This is a genomic window from Flavobacterium haoranii (assembly GCF_009363055.1).
GTDB lineage: Bacteria > Bacteroidota > Bacteroidia > Flavobacteriales > Flavobacteriaceae > Flavobacterium > Flavobacterium haoranii.
Genome location: NZ_CP045292.1, coordinates 2,575,447 through 2,594,148, shown reverse-complemented (window position 1 = coordinate 2,594,148; position 18,702 = coordinate 2,575,447). Strand labels below are relative to the sequence as shown.

At 31.1% G+C, this 18,702-nt stretch carries 11 protein-coding genes and 3 pseudogenes; 7 read left to right on the top strand and 7 right to left on the bottom strand.

Annotated features, from left to right (window positions below):
- Positions 1 to 1,257, top strand: coding sequence for a rod shape-determining protein RodA (gene rodA / locus GCU34_RS12190; RefSeq protein ID WP_072781675.1), 1,257 nt, complete (start codon positions 1 to 3; stop codon positions 1,255 to 1,257).
- 3 nt (positions 1,258 to 1,260) lie between these two features.
- Here rodA and GCU34_RS12185 read toward each other — a convergent pair.
- A pseudogene (locus GCU34_RS12185) lies at positions 1,261 to 2,054 on the bottom strand (DNA/RNA non-specific endonuclease).
- A gap of 54 nt (positions 2,055 to 2,108) precedes the next feature.
- Here GCU34_RS12185 and GCU34_RS13680 point away from each other — a divergent pair.
- The 3 genes from GCU34_RS13680 to GCU34_RS14445 all read left to right on the top strand — a co-directional run bounded on the left by GCU34_RS13680 (position 2,109) and on the right by GCU34_RS14445 (position 3,679).
- The gene (locus GCU34_RS13680; protein ID WP_193702244.1) at positions 2,109 to 2,291 is read left to right on the top strand and encodes a hypothetical protein; all 183 of its coding nucleotides are present in this window, start codon (positions 2,109 to 2,111) and stop codon (positions 2,289 to 2,291) included.
- 561 nt (positions 2,292 to 2,852) lie between these two features.
- The gene (locus tag GCU34_RS12175; protein WP_072781680.1) at positions 2,853 to 3,362 is read left to right on the top strand and encodes a hypothetical protein; all 510 of its coding nucleotides are present in this window, start codon (positions 2,853 to 2,855) and stop codon (positions 3,360 to 3,362) included.
- A 209-nt stretch (positions 3,363 to 3,571) separates the two neighbouring features.
- Positions 3,572 to 3,679: a TlpA family protein disulfide reductase gene (locus GCU34_RS14445; protein WP_152378503.1), complete on the top strand. Its 108-nt coding sequence runs from the start codon at positions 3,572 to 3,574 to the stop codon at positions 3,677 to 3,679.
- A 397-nt stretch (positions 3,680 to 4,076) separates the two neighbouring features.
- Here the strand turns inward: GCU34_RS14445 and mfd are convergent.
- Positions 4,077 to 7,375 (bottom strand): annotated as a pseudogene (mfd, locus tag GCU34_RS12165) (transcription-repair coupling factor).
- A gap of 60 nt (positions 7,376 to 7,435) precedes the next feature.
- Positions 7,436 to 8,077 (bottom strand): hypothetical protein, encoded by a 642-nt coding sequence (locus tag GCU34_RS12160; protein WP_072781689.1) that lies wholly within the window; start codon positions 8,075 to 8,077, stop codon positions 7,436 to 7,438.
- 160 nt (positions 8,078 to 8,237) lie between these two features.
- On the opposite strand from GCU34_RS12160, the gene GCU34_RS12155 reads away from it, so the two are divergent.
- Complete coding sequence (locus GCU34_RS12155) at positions 8,238 to 9,191, top strand: NAD-dependent epimerase/dehydratase family protein (protein ID WP_072781691.1); 954 nt, start codon at positions 8,238 to 8,240, stop codon at positions 9,189 to 9,191.
- Between the two features lies 1 nt (position 9,192).
- Here GCU34_RS12155 and GCU34_RS12150 read toward each other — a convergent pair whose 3' ends face one another.
- The 3 genes and pseudogenes from GCU34_RS12150 to GCU34_RS12140 all read right to left on the bottom strand — a co-directional run bounded on the left by GCU34_RS12150 (position 9,193) and on the right by GCU34_RS12140 (position 11,560).
- On the bottom strand, positions 9,193 to 9,693 hold the full coding sequence (locus GCU34_RS12150; RefSeq protein ID WP_072781693.1) for a nuclear transport factor 2 family protein: 501 nt from the start codon (positions 9,691 to 9,693) through the stop codon (positions 9,193 to 9,195).
- A 122-nt stretch (positions 9,694 to 9,815) separates the two neighbouring features.
- Positions 9,816 to 10,780: pseudogene (locus GCU34_RS12145) on the bottom strand (OmpA family protein).
- Between the two features lie 18 nt (positions 10,781 to 10,798).
- Positions 10,799 to 11,560, bottom strand: coding sequence for an exodeoxyribonuclease III (locus GCU34_RS12140; protein WP_072781698.1), 762 nt, complete (start codon positions 11,558 to 11,560; stop codon positions 10,799 to 10,801).
- A gap of 194 nt (positions 11,561 to 11,754) precedes the next feature.
- On the opposite strand from GCU34_RS12140, the gene GCU34_RS12135 reads away from it, so the two are divergent.
- Entirely contained in the window at positions 11,755 to 13,551 is a 1,797-nt protein-coding gene (locus tag GCU34_RS12135) for a GNAT family N-acyltransferase (protein WP_072781701.1), read from the top strand.
- 66 nt (positions 13,552 to 13,617) lie between these two features.
- Here GCU34_RS12135 and GCU34_RS12130 read toward each other — a convergent pair whose 3' ends face one another.
- Complete coding sequence (locus GCU34_RS12130) at positions 13,618 to 16,359, bottom strand: zinc-dependent metalloprotease (RefSeq protein WP_072781704.1); 2,742 nt, start codon at positions 16,357 to 16,359, stop codon at positions 13,618 to 13,620.
- Between the two features lie 215 nt (positions 16,360 to 16,574).
- Between GCU34_RS12130 and GCU34_RS12125 the strand changes: the two genes are divergently transcribed.
- Positions 16,575 to 18,632 carry a T9SS type A sorting domain-containing protein gene (locus GCU34_RS12125; RefSeq protein ID WP_072781706.1) on the top strand — a complete coding sequence of 686 codons (2,058 nt, stop codon included), beginning with the start codon at positions 16,575 to 16,577 and terminating at the stop codon, positions 18,630 to 18,632.
- The last annotated feature ends 70 nt before the right edge of the window (positions 18,633 to 18,702 follow it).

The window sequence follows — 18,702 nt, the reverse complement described above, 5'->3', positions numbered from 1 at the left end:
ATGCGAAATCAAAGTGTAAATAGAAGTATCGACTGGTTAACACTATTCTTATATATCACTCTTGTGAGTATGGGATGGATGACTATTTATTCGGCATCATTACCAGTTGAAGGCGCTTCTGTTTTTGATTTCAGCCAAAATTATGGCCGTCAAATGATTTTTATCTTTTTGAGTATTCCGTTAATTTTTATTTTACTTTTTATTGATGCTAAAATATTTGAACGCCTTTCCTTTGTCTTTTACGGTTTAGGTATTTTACTTTTGTTAGGTTTATTTGTCTTTGGTGTTACCAAAAAAGGACAAACCAACTGGTACCAATTTGGTGGATTTGGATTTCAACCTTCAGAATTCGTAAAAACCGCAACAGCTTTATTATTAGCTAAATACTTAAGTTATTCTCAAATAAACTTAAAACTTTGGAAACATCAATTAATTGCATTTGCTATTATTGGTTTACCCGTTTTATTAATTCAAATGCAACCTGATACTGGAAGTGCTTTAATCTTTTTATCGTTAGTTTTTGTTTTAAATAGAGAAGGATTACCGAGTTGGTACTTAATTGCTGGAGCAACGGCAATAGGGTTGTTTTTTGCAGCACTGTTATTTAATCCATTATATATCATTATCATCTTTACAGTATTAGCAATACTTCACTTTTTAAACAATAGAAAAATTTCAAGAAATCCATTTGTATATCTATTTGTTTTAGCAGTAGTTGCAGGTTTTGTTTACTCGGTAAACTTTGTTTATAATGAAGTATTAGAACCGCATCAAAAAGACAGAATCGACGTTTTAATAGGTGAAGAAGTGGACATGAAAAAAGAAGGATACAATTTAAATCAGTCGATGATTGCAATTGGTTCTGGTGGTTTATTAGGAAAAGGTTATTTAGAAGGAACTCAAACTAAGGGAGGATTTGTACCCGAACAACACACCGATTATATTTTTACAACTGTTGGCGAAGAATGGGGTTTTGTAGGAGTTGTTGTAGTCATCTTATTATTTGTTTCGTTATTCTTGCGAATAATTTATCTCGCCGAAAATCAAAAAACAAAATTTAGTCGTGTTTACGGTTATTGTGTAGCGACTTATTTATTCATACACTTTTTTGTAAATATTGCCATGCTTGTAAAATTATTCCCGACAATTGGAGTGCCACTACCCTTTTTCTCGTACGGAGGTTCAAGTTTATGGGCATTCACTATTATGCTATTTATTTTTATAAAACTAGATGCCAATAAAGTAAATGAATGGTAGTTACTAAAAACTCCATTCTTTATAATCTCCTTTCGATTCTAATCTATTTTCAAGTTCATCATCGAGTTCTGGAAAAAAATCAATTCCTGTCATTTTTTCAATAGTATCAACAGGAACAACAAACTCATACAACGGTTTATCAGAATCTTTATGGGGAACCAAAAAACCAATCATTCTCGTTTTATCTTTGGTAAGCAAAACTTTATAAAAATATTTTGGCACCGCTACCTTTTCAAAACCAATTGTTTTTAAATTATCTGAAAGCACACCAGCAGTTATTACATAAATACCATCATATTTTTTGCCCAATAACGTACTTTTTGTTCCAATCTATTCCAAACACCACTATTAAACTCATAAGTTTGAGGCGAAATATTTGACGTTAAAAAAGTTTCTTCAAAATCCTTATAACTTCCTCTTCTATCGCCTGCTGGACATAAATGTCCTTTATTATAACCTGAGTTTTTATAATTTTTCCAATGTGCCGAACCTGTTACTACAGCTTCATCAATTTCAAAAAAAGGACGATCAAAATTGACCTCTTTAATATCTGTAGGTTCTAAACTGTAAGCAACCCATTCTGCTTGTTCGTAATCTTCTACATAAGATAATGTGTACGTAGCATGTTTATAAATAGCATTTGAAGTAGATGTTGGCAGAAAATCAAATTCAGATAAAACTGAAGATTCTACAGAAACATTTTCAATTGTCTCAATATCAGTATCAACAATTGTTTCATCAATTTGCTTACATGAAACAATTGTCAATAAAAAAATAAAAAAGGGATAAAATCTCATTATTTTGGCATGCATTTAGCTATATCTTTGTAAAAATAAATAAAACACATGAATATGAAAACTTATTTGGCAGCTATTACCTTATTGTTAATGGTAAATTTAGGATTTTCTCAAGAAATTGTTTCTGATTCTCTTATAGCAAAACAAAATCAAGAAAAACTAGAAAAGGAAAGAAAAGAATTAGAAGAAAAACACAATGAAGCTTTAGAAAAAGCAGAAAAAGAAAGAAAAAAATAGAAAAAGAGCGCGATAAAGCAGAAAAGGAAAGAAAGAAAATTGAAAAAGAACAAAAAAGCTAGAAAAAGCAAATGATAATGTTGAGAAATTAAACAAAAAATTAAATCGCAACATAAAGATATTGCACAGCAAAAAGAAAAATTAGAAAAACTAGAACGCAAAGGAAAACTTTCTCCAGAAGATAAAATTAAAATGAATGAGAAAATCCTGAAAAAGGAAAAAAACTAAACGATTTACATAAAGATTTAGATAAAGCAGAAAAAAAATTACGCAAACTGCATTAAATTTAACAAAATGTACAGAAAATCTGTATCCAACTTAGCTAAGAAACATCTTAATTTTGATACAGGTTAATAGCAGTAATTTTATTTCTTAACAAGAACATGAGCCCCGCAACACTTCTTAGCGGGGCTTTTTGTAGAGAAATTAATTAAAACTTTATCCACTTTGATTACACATTGTATTTTAAATAGTCGCGAATAATTAATTTACAACCTTGCAAGGATGTGTAATTGAAATATGTAAAAACAAAAATAATTTAAAGAAAATTTAATTTAACTTATGAAAAAAAATAATTTATATTTAGTACTAACACTTACATTTTTATCTTTTATTTTATTTAATTGTTCAAATGAAAATCTAGTTTCCAAAGAACAAAATGCAAAAACAACTTTTATTGATGTTACGTCCACATCTCAAAATTCTTCATCTGCTAAAAAAGGTTGGTGGGTTATAGCTGACTGGGATTGGGGTAGAGAAAGTAGACAATGTAAAAGTGGTTTTGGAGTTTGCCATTGGGATTGGTTTCCTGGTTGGAAGTTAGCTACAACCACATTAAAGGATGGTAAAGTAAGAACTCCTATATTATTTGATGATCAATTAAATATTCATTACGTTGAGTTTCTTTTAGAAGAAGGTTCAGCTAAAGAAGAATTTTTAACCATTGACAATGATTTATCAATGGATGTAACTATTGATAATGAAACTGAAAGAATAACTTTTGGTGCTGGTCAATATAGCTTCGATGCTTCTGTAGGTCAAAATGGTGGTTATAGAGTAAATGCAAAATAAATATTTAACAATATGGTTAAATTATTGTCAATTATATTTTTATTAATTTGGTTAAATTGTTTTTCACAAACTGATAAAATAGAAAAAGTATCTATTGAGAGTGTTCATTATATGAATGAAGAAAGATTTTTTGCAGAAGACAAAAAATCCTTAGGTAATGTAAAATTATACAAGATAGATAATATTTCCTTATTGGAGATGATTAATAAATCCGAAAAAAACTTAAAATTGTTTTATTTTATGGTTTTTGGTGTCCTCCTTGTAAAGAAATGCTCCCCAAATTAATAGAACTTTCAAAAAAAATGAGGATAATATAGATTTATTTTTAATAACAGCAGAACAAGACCAAAGGTTTGATAAAGTCTTTAGTTATTTAAAACAATTAAACTTAGACAATCCAAGTTTTATAATTGATACAAAAAAATATGGCAATGAAAAAAAACCATTTATACGAACTGAAAAATTAATTCAAGAAATTTGCAAAGAATGTGATTATGAAAAAATGGGTTTCCCAAGTTTTATTATTTATAATCAACAAAATGAAATGGTTTTTGATGCAACTTATGAAAATACAAATGAGTATAATTATAATCAAATCGAATTTAATTTACGAAAGTAAATAAACTTGAATTTCTTAACTTAAGAGGCTGTCCAAAAAGCAACGGATAGTCTCTTTTTTTTATAACCCGAGATGTGCGGAATTGTATTTCGTGTTTAGAAACTTTTCAACAATTCCAACGCTTTCGTTACACTTTTTACATTATCAAAAGTCAACAATAAACGCAAACCATTTTTAGTTTGTTTTTCTTTTAGTTTGCAAATGTTTCCGTTTTGTTGGGCAAATTGCAACACTTTCATAAAACGGTTACTTTGGTAAAAATCGCTTTGTTGGTCGCTAATAAAATAACCCACCATTTTACCTTGTTTTAAAATCAATCTTTCAATTCCCATTGCGGTTGCTTTCCACTTAATGCGAACGCTATTTAAAAGTGCTAAAACTGGCTTAGGCAACGCTCCAAAACGATCGACTAATCTTTGCTCAAAACGTTCTAATTCTTCTTCCGTTTTAATGTTACTTAACTCGTTGTAAAGGTTCAAACGCTCCGAAATATTGTTAATATATTCATCCGGAAACAACAACTCAAAATCAGAATCAATTTGTATTTCTTTTACAAATTCTTTAGTTTCAATATTGTTTTCTTCGGTATATAAATCTTTAAATTCGTTTTCTTTCAGTTCTTCAATGGCTTCATTCATGATTTTTTGGTAGGTTTCAAAACCAATTTCATTAATAAAACCACTTTGTTCGCCGCCTAATAAATCTCCAGCACCACGAATTTCCAAATCTTTCATGGCAATATTAAAACCGCTTCCTAATTCGCTAAACTGCTCTAAAGCAGTTATACGTTTTTGCGCTTCGCTCGTCATCATAGAATAAGGCGGCGTTATAAAATAACAAAACGCTTTTTTATTGCTTCGACCTACACGACCACGCATTTGGTGTAAATCGGAAAGTCCGAAATTATTCGCATTATTAATGAAAATCGTATTCGCATTTGGTACATCTAAACCACTTTCAATAATAGTAGTTGCTACTAAAACATCAAATTCCCCTTCCATAAAAGCCAGCATTAATTCCTCTAACTTTTTACCATCCATTTGTCCGTGACCAATGCCCACTTTTGCACCAGGTACCAATCGTTGAATCATTCCTGCAACCTCCTTAATATTTTCAATGCGGTTGTTAATGAAATAGACTTGTCCACCACGTTGAATTTCATACGAAATTGCATCGCGAATAATCTCTTCGTTAAATCGGATAACTTGCGTTTCAATAGGATATCGATTTGGCGGTGGCGTAGTAATCACTGATAAATCTCGAGCAGCCATTAATGAAAATTGTAATGTTCTCGGAATTGGTGTTGCGGTTAACGTCAACGTATCAACATTAGTAGCAATAGTTTTTAATTTATCTTTTACGTTTACGCCAAATTTCTGTTCTTCGTCAATAATTAATAAACCAAGATTTTTGAACTGTACATTTTTATTAACCAATTGATGCGTTCCAATGATAATATCTACTTTTCCTTCTTCAAGCGCTTTTAACGTTTCTGATTTTTGCTTTGCCGTTCTAAATCGGTTTAGGTAGTTTACCGTAACAGGCATGTCTTTTAAACGTTCGGAAAAGGTGCGATAATGTTGGTACGCCAAAATGGTTGTTGGAACTAGAACAGCGACTTGTTTTCCATTGTCAACTGCTTTAAATGCAGCACGAATAGCCACTTCTGTTTTTCCAAAACCAACATCGCCACAAACCAATCGATCCATCGGACGTTCGCTTTCCATATCAGCTTTTACATCAGCTGTTGCTGTAATTTGATCGGGTGTGTCTTCATAAATAAACGAACTTTCTAATTCTTTTTGTAAATAGCTATCAGGCGCATATTGAAAACCTTTATCCAATCGTCTTTTTGCATACAGCTGAATCAAATTGAAGGCAATGTGCTTAACACGCGCTTTGGTTTTTTGTTTTAAGGTTTTCCAAGCACTACTTCCTAATTTGTAAATCTTAGGAGGCGCTCCATCTTTTCCGTTGTATTTTGAAATTTTATGAAGCGAATGAATACTAACATACACAATATCATTATCGGCATAAACCAATTTAATCGCTTCTTGTGTTTTGCCTTCAACTTCAATTTTTTGTAAACCGCCAAATTTCCCAATTCCGTGATCGATATGCGTTACATAATCGCCAACAGAAAGCGACGTTAGTTCTTTTAACGTTATGGTTTGCTTTTTAGAATAACCATTCTTAATGCTAAACTTATGGTAACGTTCAAATATTTGATGATCGGTATAACAAACGATGCGGTTTTCATCGTCTATAAATCCTTGGTATAAAGGTAAAACGATGGTTTTATATTGCTTACGAATACTTTCGTGTTGTTCTTCGTCTATAGATTCAAAAATATCATGAAAACGATTCGCCTGATTTTCATTGGAACAACACAAATAATTGGTGTAGCCGTTGAAATGATTTTCGCTTAAATTATTCAACAACAAATCGAATTGTTTATTGAACGATGGTTGCGGTTGTATGTGAAACTCGAATTTCTTTTCTGCTTTAAAAACAGAATTTTTATCTAATTCTATTACTGCAAAATCTAAAGCTTTCTTTAAAAATGACTTTTGATTTACAAATAATTCTTCTGGTTTACTGTGTTTAATATCAGTCGATAGTTTATCAAAAGCTTCATTTGCTCTCACATATAATTTATCCAATTGTTGTCCAAGAAAATCAGTGTTTTGAATAATTAAAACCGTTTTTTCATTGATATAATCTAGAAAACTTTCACGATTTTCTTCTAATAATTTATTCTCGACATTTGGAATAATATTAATTTTCTTCAGTTTTTCAACGGAAAGTTGGGTTTCAACATCAAATGTTCGAATACTATCTACTTCATCACCAAAAAACTCAATACGATACGGATTATCATTAGAAAACGAAAACACATCGATAATTCCACCACGAACGGAAAATTCTCCTGGTTCAGTTACAAAATCGACACGTTTAAAATTGTATTCAAAAAGTGTTTCGTTTATAAAATCAATCGATAAATTATCACCAACTTGAATTTTTAATGTATTCTTTTCAAGTTCTTTTCGAGTAACTACTTTTTCAAAAACTGCTTCTACATAAGAAACAATAATGGCTGGTTTTTTTCGAGAATTAATGCGATTTAAAACCTCAGCACGCAATAATACATTGGCATTATCAGTTTCTTCAATTTGATAAGGTCTTCTATAAGATGCAGGATAAAACAATACATCATCTTTTGAAACTAATTGTTCTAAGTCGTTTAAATAATAAGCCGCTTCTTCTTTATCATTAAATAATAATAAAAAAGGCAATTCGCTTTTTCAAATAAAGTAGAAGTTAAAAAAGATAATGATGAACCTGTTAAACCATTTACAGCAATTTTTTTTCGAGAATTAAATGTATCAACAATTTGACCTGCTTTTACATTTTTGCTATAAATCGATGCAATATCTGACTTACTCAAAACAATTTATTTTTTTAAAAAAGGTTTTCTTTTTGGTTTTTCATTTACTGAATCCATCTTTTTTAAGTTATCATCAAAGACTTTTTCAGTAGCCATTCTAGAAGTATCGAGCGCTTTAATTAAATCGGCTTCACCAATTTCCATTGGAATTGCTTCTTTTATGATAATTTCTTCAAGTTGTTTATAAACACTTTTAATTTCTCCATTTACACTATTGATAAGTGTAATTACTTTTTTTTCAGGAATTACCTGTAAATGCATATAAGTATTTAAAGAATTTAATTGTGTGTCTAATGTAATCAAGCGGCTTCTAACTTGAGGATTATTGAATTTTGCTGGAACTGTTAAATAAAGACTGTCTGCTCTTTTAGACACATTTTCAATTTTCATTTGAAAAGCCAACAAAGATGTTTTAGGTTTTTGTTCCAATTCATTTTGAAATTGTTGCCAATCTTTCCATTCATTTAATGCTGTATGAATTTCGGGTTTAGTACTTGGAAAAACAAAATTCCATTCTTTAGAAATAGCTTTAAATACCGCTTCATTGCGTTGTTTATTTTTTTCAGATTCAGCATTTAAATCGGAAAAATCATTGCAAGAAACCAAAACTAAAAGTAAAAGAAAACTATAAAAGAATTTCATCTTCATTAAAAATTGTTTTTAAGTTGTAAAGATACCGCAAAAGTATAAATGTTTGGGTTAAAAAATTCACAAATAGACGCTTAAAACTATATTAAAATTTATTAAATTCTCAATAATCGCTTTTAAAAATAATTATATTTGTAAAGGCAAACTTAACTAAACAATAATGGACACCAAAATATTAATAATTGGCGCTTGTGGTCAAATTGGGACCGAACTAACAAAAACACTTCGAGCTACTTATGGCGTTGAAAATGTTATAGCTTCAGATATTAGAAAGCTAAACAATGATGTGGTTAACGATGGTATTTTTGAAGTTGTAAATGCTCTCGATTATAATCAAATTGAGCATTTAATTGAACAATATAATATTACTGATGTTTATTTAATGGCAGCCTTGCTTTCGGCAACTGCTGAGAAAAATCCGGCTTTTGCTTGGGATTTAAATATGAATTCACTTTTCCATGTTTTAAATTTAGCAAAAGCAGGAAAAATTCAAAAAATATTTTGGCCTTCTAGTATTGCAGTTTTTGGACCTACAACTCCACGTCATAACACGCCGCAATACACTATTATGGAACCTACTACAGTTTACGGAATTTCGAAACAATGTGGTGAAAGATGGTGCGAATATTACTATGCACAATATGGAGTTGATGTAAGAAGTATTCGCTATCCAGGTTTAATTAGCTGGAGTACTGAAGCAGGTGGAGGCACTACAGATTATGCTGTTGACATTTACCATAAAGCCATAACTGAAGGAACTTTCACAAGCTTTTTAGGTAAAAACTCGGAATTGCCTATGATGTATATGGACGATGCTATTAAAGCTACTATTGAAATTATGCAAGCTCCTAAAGAGAATATTAAAATTAGATCTTCTTATAATTTAGCTGCAATGAGTTTTACTCCGAAACAAATTGGTGAAGAAATTAAAAAACATTATCCAAACTTCACTTTAGATTATGAACCTGATTTTCGTCAGAAAATTGCCGACAGTTGGCCAGCAAGCATTGATGACACTTCAGCAAGAGAAGATTGGGGTTGGAAAAACGACTACGATTTAGAAAATATGACCGTTGAAATGTTCAAGAATTTGAAGAAGCATATTTACAACTAATTTATTTCGATTGTAACTTATTTATTAAAGCGTCTTCTGTAGGCGCTTTAATTTTTACAACCTCATTTACATTATCGTTTGGAACAGTCATAGACAAAACATAATGTTTAATTTTCCATTCGCTTCCAACTTTTTGCAACACACCACTTCCTCTACAAATTTTCATTTGAGTGTTCAATAATTCATCAAACCAAGCGGTTTTACCATCTTCAGAAAAATAAATATTTCTTTCTAAAGCTGTAAAACTCCAAGCGTGACCTTTATCGAAATAAGGCTTTGCAAAAGCAATAAATTGTGCTTTGTTCCAATTTTCAGTTGCATCGGTTCCAATGAAAATAGATTCTTCTGACATCGCATTAAAATAATTGTCAAAATTAGCTTCGGCTGCAGCTTTGTGCCAATTGTCTAAAAGTTGATTAATGCTGTTTTTTTCGCAAGAAATATCTTTAGTTGAAGAACAACTTACAAGAATTATTGCGAATAAGAATGCTATTTTTTTCATAGGTTATTTATTTATAAAAAAACTTGTCACTCCGAATTTTTGAAGAATCACATAATCAAAATTATGAGATTTCTCGACTTCGCTCGAAATGACAAGTTTTTGCGTTTAATTCTTTTTTAAAATTACAACTCACTCATTAGCTTAGAAATTTCATCTAATTTAGGTGTTAAGATAATTTCGATTCTTCTATTTTTTGCTTTTCCTTCAGCAGTTTCATTTCCTGCTAATGGAGCAAACTCACTACGACCAGCAGCAGTTAAATTCTTTTTATCGATTCCTTTATTTTCAGATAAAATGTTTACAATCGCAGTAGCACGTTTTGTAGATAAATCCCAGTTATTTTCTACTCCACCACCAATAGAACCAACAATTTTATCGTTATCGGTATGTCCTTCAATTAGCACAGAAATATCTGGATTTTCTGCTAAAACATTCCCTAGAGCTTTAACTGCTTTTTTTCCTTCCGTTCCAACTGTCCAACTTCCAGATTCGAATAACAATTTATTCTCCATAGAAACATATACTTTTCCATTTCTATGTTCTACTGACAAACCTTTACCTTCGAATGCATATAAAGCTTTTGACAATGATTCTTTTAATTTATTCATTGCCGCTTCTTTATCAGCCATCATTTTTCTAATTCTGCTAAACGAGTAGAAGAAGCTTCTAAATCAGTTTTTAATTTATTTAAACGTTCTTGTTCTGCACTTAAAGCTTTTTGTTTTGCTTCTAATTCTGCTAACAATTCTCGATTTTTTTTCATGTTGCTTTCTAAAGCATCATTACTATTTTTTTCTAATGCATTATAAGAAGATTTTAAATTATCTAAGCTTTTCTTCGTAGCAGCATAATCATTTGCTAATTTATCGCGTTCCGCTTTTGCTTTATCTAATTCAGCTTGAAGACTATTTTTATCTAATTCTAATTGATTTTTTGTTGCTGTTAAATTTTCATTTTCATCAGCCAAAGCATTACGCTCTTTTTTCAAATCGGCATATTTACTTTCTAAATCTTGATAGATTTTTTTAGACACACATGAAGTAGTTAATCCTAAAACTACCACGGCAAGGGCAACTTTTTTTATCATAATTGGTTATTATTTTCTTTAATTTAACTCTACTAAAACTGGACAATGATCGGAATGTTTTGCCTCAGGCAAAATAAGTGCTCTTTGAATTTTATCTTTCAAAGGCTCTGCTGCCAAGCAATAGTCTATTCTCCATCCTTTATTATTATTTCTTGCATTTGCACGATAACTCCACCAACTGTAATTGTGAGGTTCTTTATTTAGAAATCTAAAAGTATCTACAAATCCGCTTTTCATAAAACCATCTAACCAAGCGCGTTCTTCGGGTAAAAAACCAGATACTTTAGCATTTCTAATAGGATCATGAATATCAATTGCTTCGTGGCAAATATTATAATCACCACAAATGACTAAGTTTGGAATCTCTTTTTTAAGATTATCGACATACTTTTGAAAGTCGAACATATATTGAAACTTATGATCTAACCTATCAATATTCGTACCAGAAGGCAAATACAAACTCATTACTGAAACATTTTCAAAATCGGCTCTAAGATTACGACCTTCTTTATCCATATAATCAATACCAGTTCCGTAAACTACATTTTTAGGTTCTATTTTAGAAAGTATTGCTACTCCACTATAACCTTTTTTCTCTGCAGGAAAATAATATTGATAAGGATAACCCGCTAATTCAATTTCTAATTTTGGGATTTGTTCTTCTGTAGCTTTAATTTCTTGTAAACATATTACATCAGGATTTGCACTTTGTAACCAATCTAAAAATCCTTTAGTAATTGCTGCTCTAATTCCATTAACATTATAAGAAATTATCTTCATCTATTTTTGGTTTGAATTCGTTCAAAAATAATAAAAAAAAGCTATCTATTACTACTATTCTACACTAATCCTTAAACTATTTACAATCAAAACAATGTAACAATTTCCTTAAGTTTTCTTCTATATTTAGAGGTAAAAGAAAATTTAATTGACAATTATTTTTATCTTTGTTTTTCGCTCAATTCAAAAATTAAATGGGATTAGTTACAGCCAAAGAGGTAGCAAAAGCTATAAATGCAGATAAATACGGCTTTTTAGGAACGTTTTCAGGGTGGTTACTCATGAAAGTTCTAAAAATTTCTACCCTAAACGATATATACAACCGCAATAAACATTTAGAAGATTTAGCTTTTTTAAATGCTATTTTAGATGAATTTCAAATAAAATTTGAAATACCTGAAGAAGATTTAAAACGTTTACCAAAAGAAGGCCCGTACATCACCATTTCAAATCACCCACTTGGTGGTATTGATGGTATTTTATTATTAAAATTAATGCTTGAAAAAGAGCCTAATTTTAAAATTATTGCCAATTTTTTATTACATAGAATTGAACCTATGAAACCCTACATAATGCCGGTTAATCCTTTTGAAAATCATAAGGATGCAAAATCGAGTGTTGTAGGAATTAAGGAAACATTACGTCATTTAGCAGATGGAAAACCGCTAGGTATTTTCCCCGCTGGAGAAGTTTCAACTTATAAAGATGGAAAATTAGTAGTTGATAAACCTTGGGAAGAAAGTGCAATTAAGATTATTAAAAAAGCAAATGTTCCTGTTGTACCTATATATTTCCATGCTAAAAATAGTAAGCTATTCTATTTCTTATCTAACTTAAATGATACACTTAGAACAGCAAAACTTCCAAGTGAATTGTTAACACAAAAAGATAGAGTAATTAAGGTTAGAATTGGTAAACCTATTTCAGTTGCAGAACAGAGCGAACATGCTTCTCTTGAAGAATATGGCGATTTTTTGAGAAGAAAAACTTACATGTTATCTAATGCTTTTGAAAAAGAAAACACCAAATTAATCTCCACTCCTTCTTTAAAAGTTACCAAGCAGCCCAAACAAATTGCAAAACCTGCAAATCATGAACAAATTCTTGAAGAAATTAATTTTGTTCGTGAAGGTGATTATAGATTACTACAAAGTAAAAACTATGAAGTTTTTCTAGTTACTGCTGATAAAATTCCAAATATTTTACACGAAATTGGTCGATTAAGAGAAATCACATTTAGAGAAGTTGGAGAAGGAACAAATGAATCAATTGATTTAGATCAATACGACAAATATTACCACCATATGTTTTTGTGGGATGAAGAACTTCAACAAATTGCTGGTGCTTATAGAATGGGATTAGGTTCGGAAATTTATTCAAAACATGGAATAGATGGATTTTATTTACACGAACTTTTTAGATTTGAACCTGAGCTTTACGATTTAATGAGTCAGTCAATAGAAATGGGACGCGCCTTTATTTGTAAAGAATATCAGCAAAAGCCGATGCCTTTATTTTTACTTTGGAAAGGCATTGTGCATACAACATTACGCTATCCAGAACATAAATATTTAATTGGTGGAGTAAGTATTAGCAATCAATTTTCAGATTTCTCAAAATCCTTAATGATTGAATTTATGAAATCGCATTACTACGACCCTTACATTGCACAATATGTTCGTCCTAAAAAAGAATATAAAGTACAACTTAAAGATGCTGATAAAGATTTTGTTTTCAATGAAGCCGAAGCAGATTTAAATAAGTTTGATAAAATTATTGATGAGGTTGAACCAGGAAATTTACGTTTACCTGTTTTAATTAAAAAGTACATTAAACAAAATGCAAGAGTTATTGCTTTTAATGTTGACCCTTTGTTTAACAACGCTGTAGATGGCTTAATGTATATAAAAATTGCCGATTTACCTGAAAGCACTGTTAAACCAGTTATGGAAGAATTTCAAGCCGAACTAGAAAGAAAAGAAAGAAACTAATTTTTTAGATTCTTATAAATAAAAAATCCCGCAATTGCGGGATTTTCTTTTTATCATTACTTGTTATTATTCAACAACAATTTTCTTAGTAACTTTCTTAGAACCGTTTTCAATAGTAACTAAATAAATACCTGATTGAGCACTTTGTAAATTAACTACTTCATTTACTAAACCTGTAGCATTCACTTTTCGATCTGCCATTAATCTTCCTCTAATATCAAAAACTTTTATTGATGTATTCTCCTCCAATAGATTCATTTGAATATTAAAAGTTCCATTATTTGGATTTGGATATAACACTAAATCTTCTAAACTAGAAAATGAATTTACAGATAACGTTGGAATAATTGTACATATTTCAATTTCAAATGTATCAATATTTCCAGTATCTCCATTGTAATTATCATTTGCTGTAATTGTCCAAGTTGTATTAGGATCTTTGCCATTAAAAACAGATAATACACTAGCTGGTACATATGTTCCAGAAACAGGATTAGTACATACTAAAGTAGCCCCAGAATCGTCAAACGTGATATTAAAACCACTTGGCGTTGAATTATTACAATTTCTAGCTAATAAATTTGATACAGCCCCTTCTCCTTGGTGAGTTAAAAATACATTTAAATCCCAAAAATAACTATGTCCACTGGTTACATGCACATTGACATCCGAAATTATACCTTGAATTCCAGTGGTCACAATTGATTTAGATACATTTCCACCGCTAACATTTGCACCTAACCCATCAGGAATAGGCAAAGCCGTATTATTTGAATATGTTTGACAAACTGTTGACAATGTATAACCAACTGCAAATGGTTGAGAAATATTAAAGAAAACATTACCACTTGCTTTAACCATAAATCTACAATATGGCGCAGCAACACCAGCCGGTAAAGTTACAACCTCAGAACCGTCATTATTGGTTGCAGTTAATAAAGTTGACCAAGTAACTCCATTGTCAGATGAAAACAAAATATCTACATTATTTCCGCCTGCAATAGTACTATGACCATTAGCTCCAGTTGCGCCTGTCCAAACTACTGTTTGAGATGAACCTACTGGATAACTAGTACCCGCTGCCATTGTTACATTTAGTGCAGTTTTATTTGCTACTGTAACGATAACATCATCAAAATTAGTTTGTCCTTGACCAGCAACATTATCTCTAGCTGTTAGTCTAAAATTTAATGTTCTTGCAACAGAACTTAATGCTTCCATTGTCACTCCAACACCAGCCGTAGTTGTACTTCCATTTAAAATAGAAGAATAGGTTGGAAAATATCTATAAGGATTAACAGAAGCTGGATAGCAAACAAAATTCGGACCTTCTGTTTTTGTTGGACTAGCCACACTTGCAGCATTAATATTAGCGCCACCATCATCATTTTGTTCCCAAGTATAAGTTAAACCACTTGCACCTCCAGCATCTGTAGCAGAACCAGTTAAAATAAATGGAGTACTTAATGGAATCGTATAATCTGCACCAGCATTTACAACAGGAGCACTATGAGTGATTGGAGTACTAGTAGGACATGTTTTTCCAACCATATTAGCCTGAACTTGAGCAATACTTGCCGAATGGAAAACATCAATAGAATTCATATGAGTATTATAATTTGTTATTCCTGCATAACCCATAACAGTTACACCTCCACCAACTTCTTTATTTACCCCATATCCTTCATTAGAATGAGAGAAAGTGTGATTTGCTCCAAATTGATGACCTAATTCATGAGCAACATAATCGATATCAAAAGTATCACCCATTGGAACTCCATCTGCTGGAGAAGTAATTCCTCTTCCTTTAGTAGCTCCAGTACCTGAAGCCGTACCATTAACACAAACACAACCAATACAACCAGCACTACCTCCACCACCAGTAGCACCAAACATATGACCAACATCATAAGCAGCATTATTAGCAGCTAATGAAGTTGAAGGACCTGTTAAAGTAGTGTTTAAAGCTTGTTGAAGTTGAGTATTCCAACTCGCTAAAGTTGTATATGGATCTGTTGCAGGATTATAATAAATAACATTTGTAGTAGAAGCAACAATATTCATATGAATTGCAAAATCTTTTTCAAAAACACCATTAACACGTGTCATAGTTGCATTAAAAGCTGCTAAAACATTTGCTACTTGAGCTGCACTTGTTGCTCCAAAATAATTTGCGTATTCACCATTACATGAAAGTGCTAATCTAAAATTTAACAGTGTTCCAGTGCTAGATCTTGAAATAACATCGTTTGATGACAATTTATCTGTCATAATTTGTTCTGGAGTTGAACATGTAAAAGGTAGCTTGCCCTTTTTTCTAGCAGAGTTGTAAACAGCATAAACTTTACCATCTTCTGAATAAGGCTCCATAAATTCAGCTGATTTATCTGCTCTAAAAACCATCGTTTGAATACCTCTTGCATCCAAACTTAATCTAAGTACTGCAGTTTTATCTTCAATTCCTTGACCAGCATATGATCTAATTTCAGGAAATTGAGCCTGTAAACTTGGTTCAAAATTTGAGGCTTCAAAAATTTCAAAACGTTCTAGTTTACCTTCAGCATTTGGCAAAGAAATAATAACTCCCTGCGCACTTCTAGATAATCTATCAGGCACATTTTGCAATGTTTGTTTAAAAGCATTCAAATCTAGAAGCACTAATTCAAATACTTCTGGAAAAGACTCCCTTTCAACAGTTTTGTTTTTTGTAACATTTCTATCGGAAACAGATTTCCAAGGTCCTTTTACTTGCGAAAAAGTAAAATTTACTGCTAATGTACAAAATGAGATTAGTAATAATTTTTTCATTTGGTTATAATTTGGTTATTAAATTGTTAGCAAATATATAAAAAGCATCTTATTTTTTTAAAAAATCACTAATACTATTTCAAATATTTAACCATTTATATAAGATAAATTTATAAAACAAATAGAATTATTAAACTTTGTTGAATTAACATTCTTAAAAAAATAAAAACAATTAATTTTAGTAAATTGCAAATATATTATTAAACCCAAAACAGATGAAAAAAATTACTTTATTAAGTTTCTTGTTATTAGGAATTACATTAACTAATGCACAAGAAACTCAAAAAAGTCATCGCCACTTTGGCAAGGTGATTTCTTCAGAAAATTTAACTCCAACTGGACATATTCGTTGTTTATCTACGGAATATGAAGAATTTTTGCAAGAACAAAACCCTAAAAGACTTTCAAACGATCAATTTGAGAACTGGATAGCTCCACTTATTGAAAATTATAAACAAGAACAAATGGTTAGCTCGCAATCAGGAGGAATTATTCGTATTCCAGTTGTTGTTCATGTTATTCACAATGGTGATGCTTATGGTGTAAATGAAAACATTACAGACGAGCAAGTTCAATCTCAAATTACTGTAATGACCCAAGATTTCAGAAGAATGGCTGGAACTCCTGGTTATAACTCTAGCTCAGTAGGAGCTGACACAACTATAGAGTTTGTTTTAGCAAAGGTAGATCCTAATGGAAATCCTACAAACGGAATTAATCGAGTAAACTTATGTGAAGACTCTTGGTCTACAACTGACATAAACACTATAGTAAAGCCTAATACAATTTGGGACCCTACCCAATATATGAATATGTGGTCAGTTAATTTCACAGATTCGACTCTTTTAGGATATGCTCAATTCCCTGACGCATCTGGACTAGGTGGTCTAAACACAATTGGAGGCGCTGCTAACACTGACGGAGTAGTTGCAGGTTATAGCTTCTTTGGTAGTTCTGATTTAGCTACTGGAAATTTTTCTGCTCCATATGACAAAGGTAGAACTATGACACATGAAGTAGGACACTATTTAGGTTTAAGACACATTTGGGGAGATGCAACATGTGGTACGGATTATTGTAATGATACACCCGTACATAATTCCGCAAATGATGGTTGTCCAACACATCCAAAATCTAACACTTGTGGTACAAGCGATGAAATGTTTGAAAACTACATGGATTATACAGATGATGCATGTATGAATATTTTTACACAAGATCAAAAAACAAGAATTTTAACTGTAATGAACAATTCTCCAAGAAGAGCTTCATTAAAAACTTCTACAAAAGATTTAGCAATTACATTATTTGCTAATGATGCAGAAGTTATAATTGAAAATTCTTGTAATATTGATGCAAGTTGTGCTAATCTAAATCCTTCAATTCCTTTAAAAGTAATTTCACTTTACAACAGAGGTACGTCAAATTTAACGTCAGCTACAATAAGCTACAACATGAACGGCGGAACTAATTATGTTTATAATTTTGTTGGCAATTTAGCTCCAAATAAATTTGCATACATTTCGTTACCATACACTGATGTAAATGGAACATTAAACACTACTGTAACTACGGCAAATGGTGTAGCTGACCAAAGAGCTTCAAACAATGTAAGTTCAAAAACTTTTAGTTTTACCCCTGGTACTATTCCTAATTATAATTATTCAAATTATACTTTTAATTTAATTGGTGATCCTTTTGGAGACGAAACATCTTGGGAAATTAGAAATAGTTCTAATGCAATAGTATATTCGGGAGGACCTTACACATTCACTGGAGCTGCTGGAACACAAGTTTTAGAGAGTGGAATGACTTGGACTTTAGCTCCAGATTGTTATATTTTCACTATTTTTGATTCTTATGGTGATGGCCTAGCTGGAAGTAGTTCAGGAGGAGTTTCAAATAATGATCAAGGAAGTTGGACAATTACTACAAATGGAGGCGCTATAACTGTTGGATCAGGTGGAGACGATTTTGGAGATAGTGAATCTATAACATTTACAAATACCTCTTTAAGTGCTACAAACTTTGGTTTAGATGCAATTTCTTTATATCCAAACCCAACTAAAGATGTTTTAAACATTTCTGTGCCAAGTGAATTAGGAAATAAAACTTCTTACGAAGTAATTAACTATTTAGGTCAATCTGTAGTAAAATCAAATTCATCTAATTCTAATTTTACTGTTAATACTTCTAATTTTGCTTCTGGTGTGTATTTTATAAAATTACAAACAGAAAATGGAGCTAAAACTTTAAAATTCATTAAAGAATAAATTTCAACTAAATACTTTAAAAAGAGAATCAATATTGATTCTCTTTTTTTTATATTCCTATTTTTGTAAA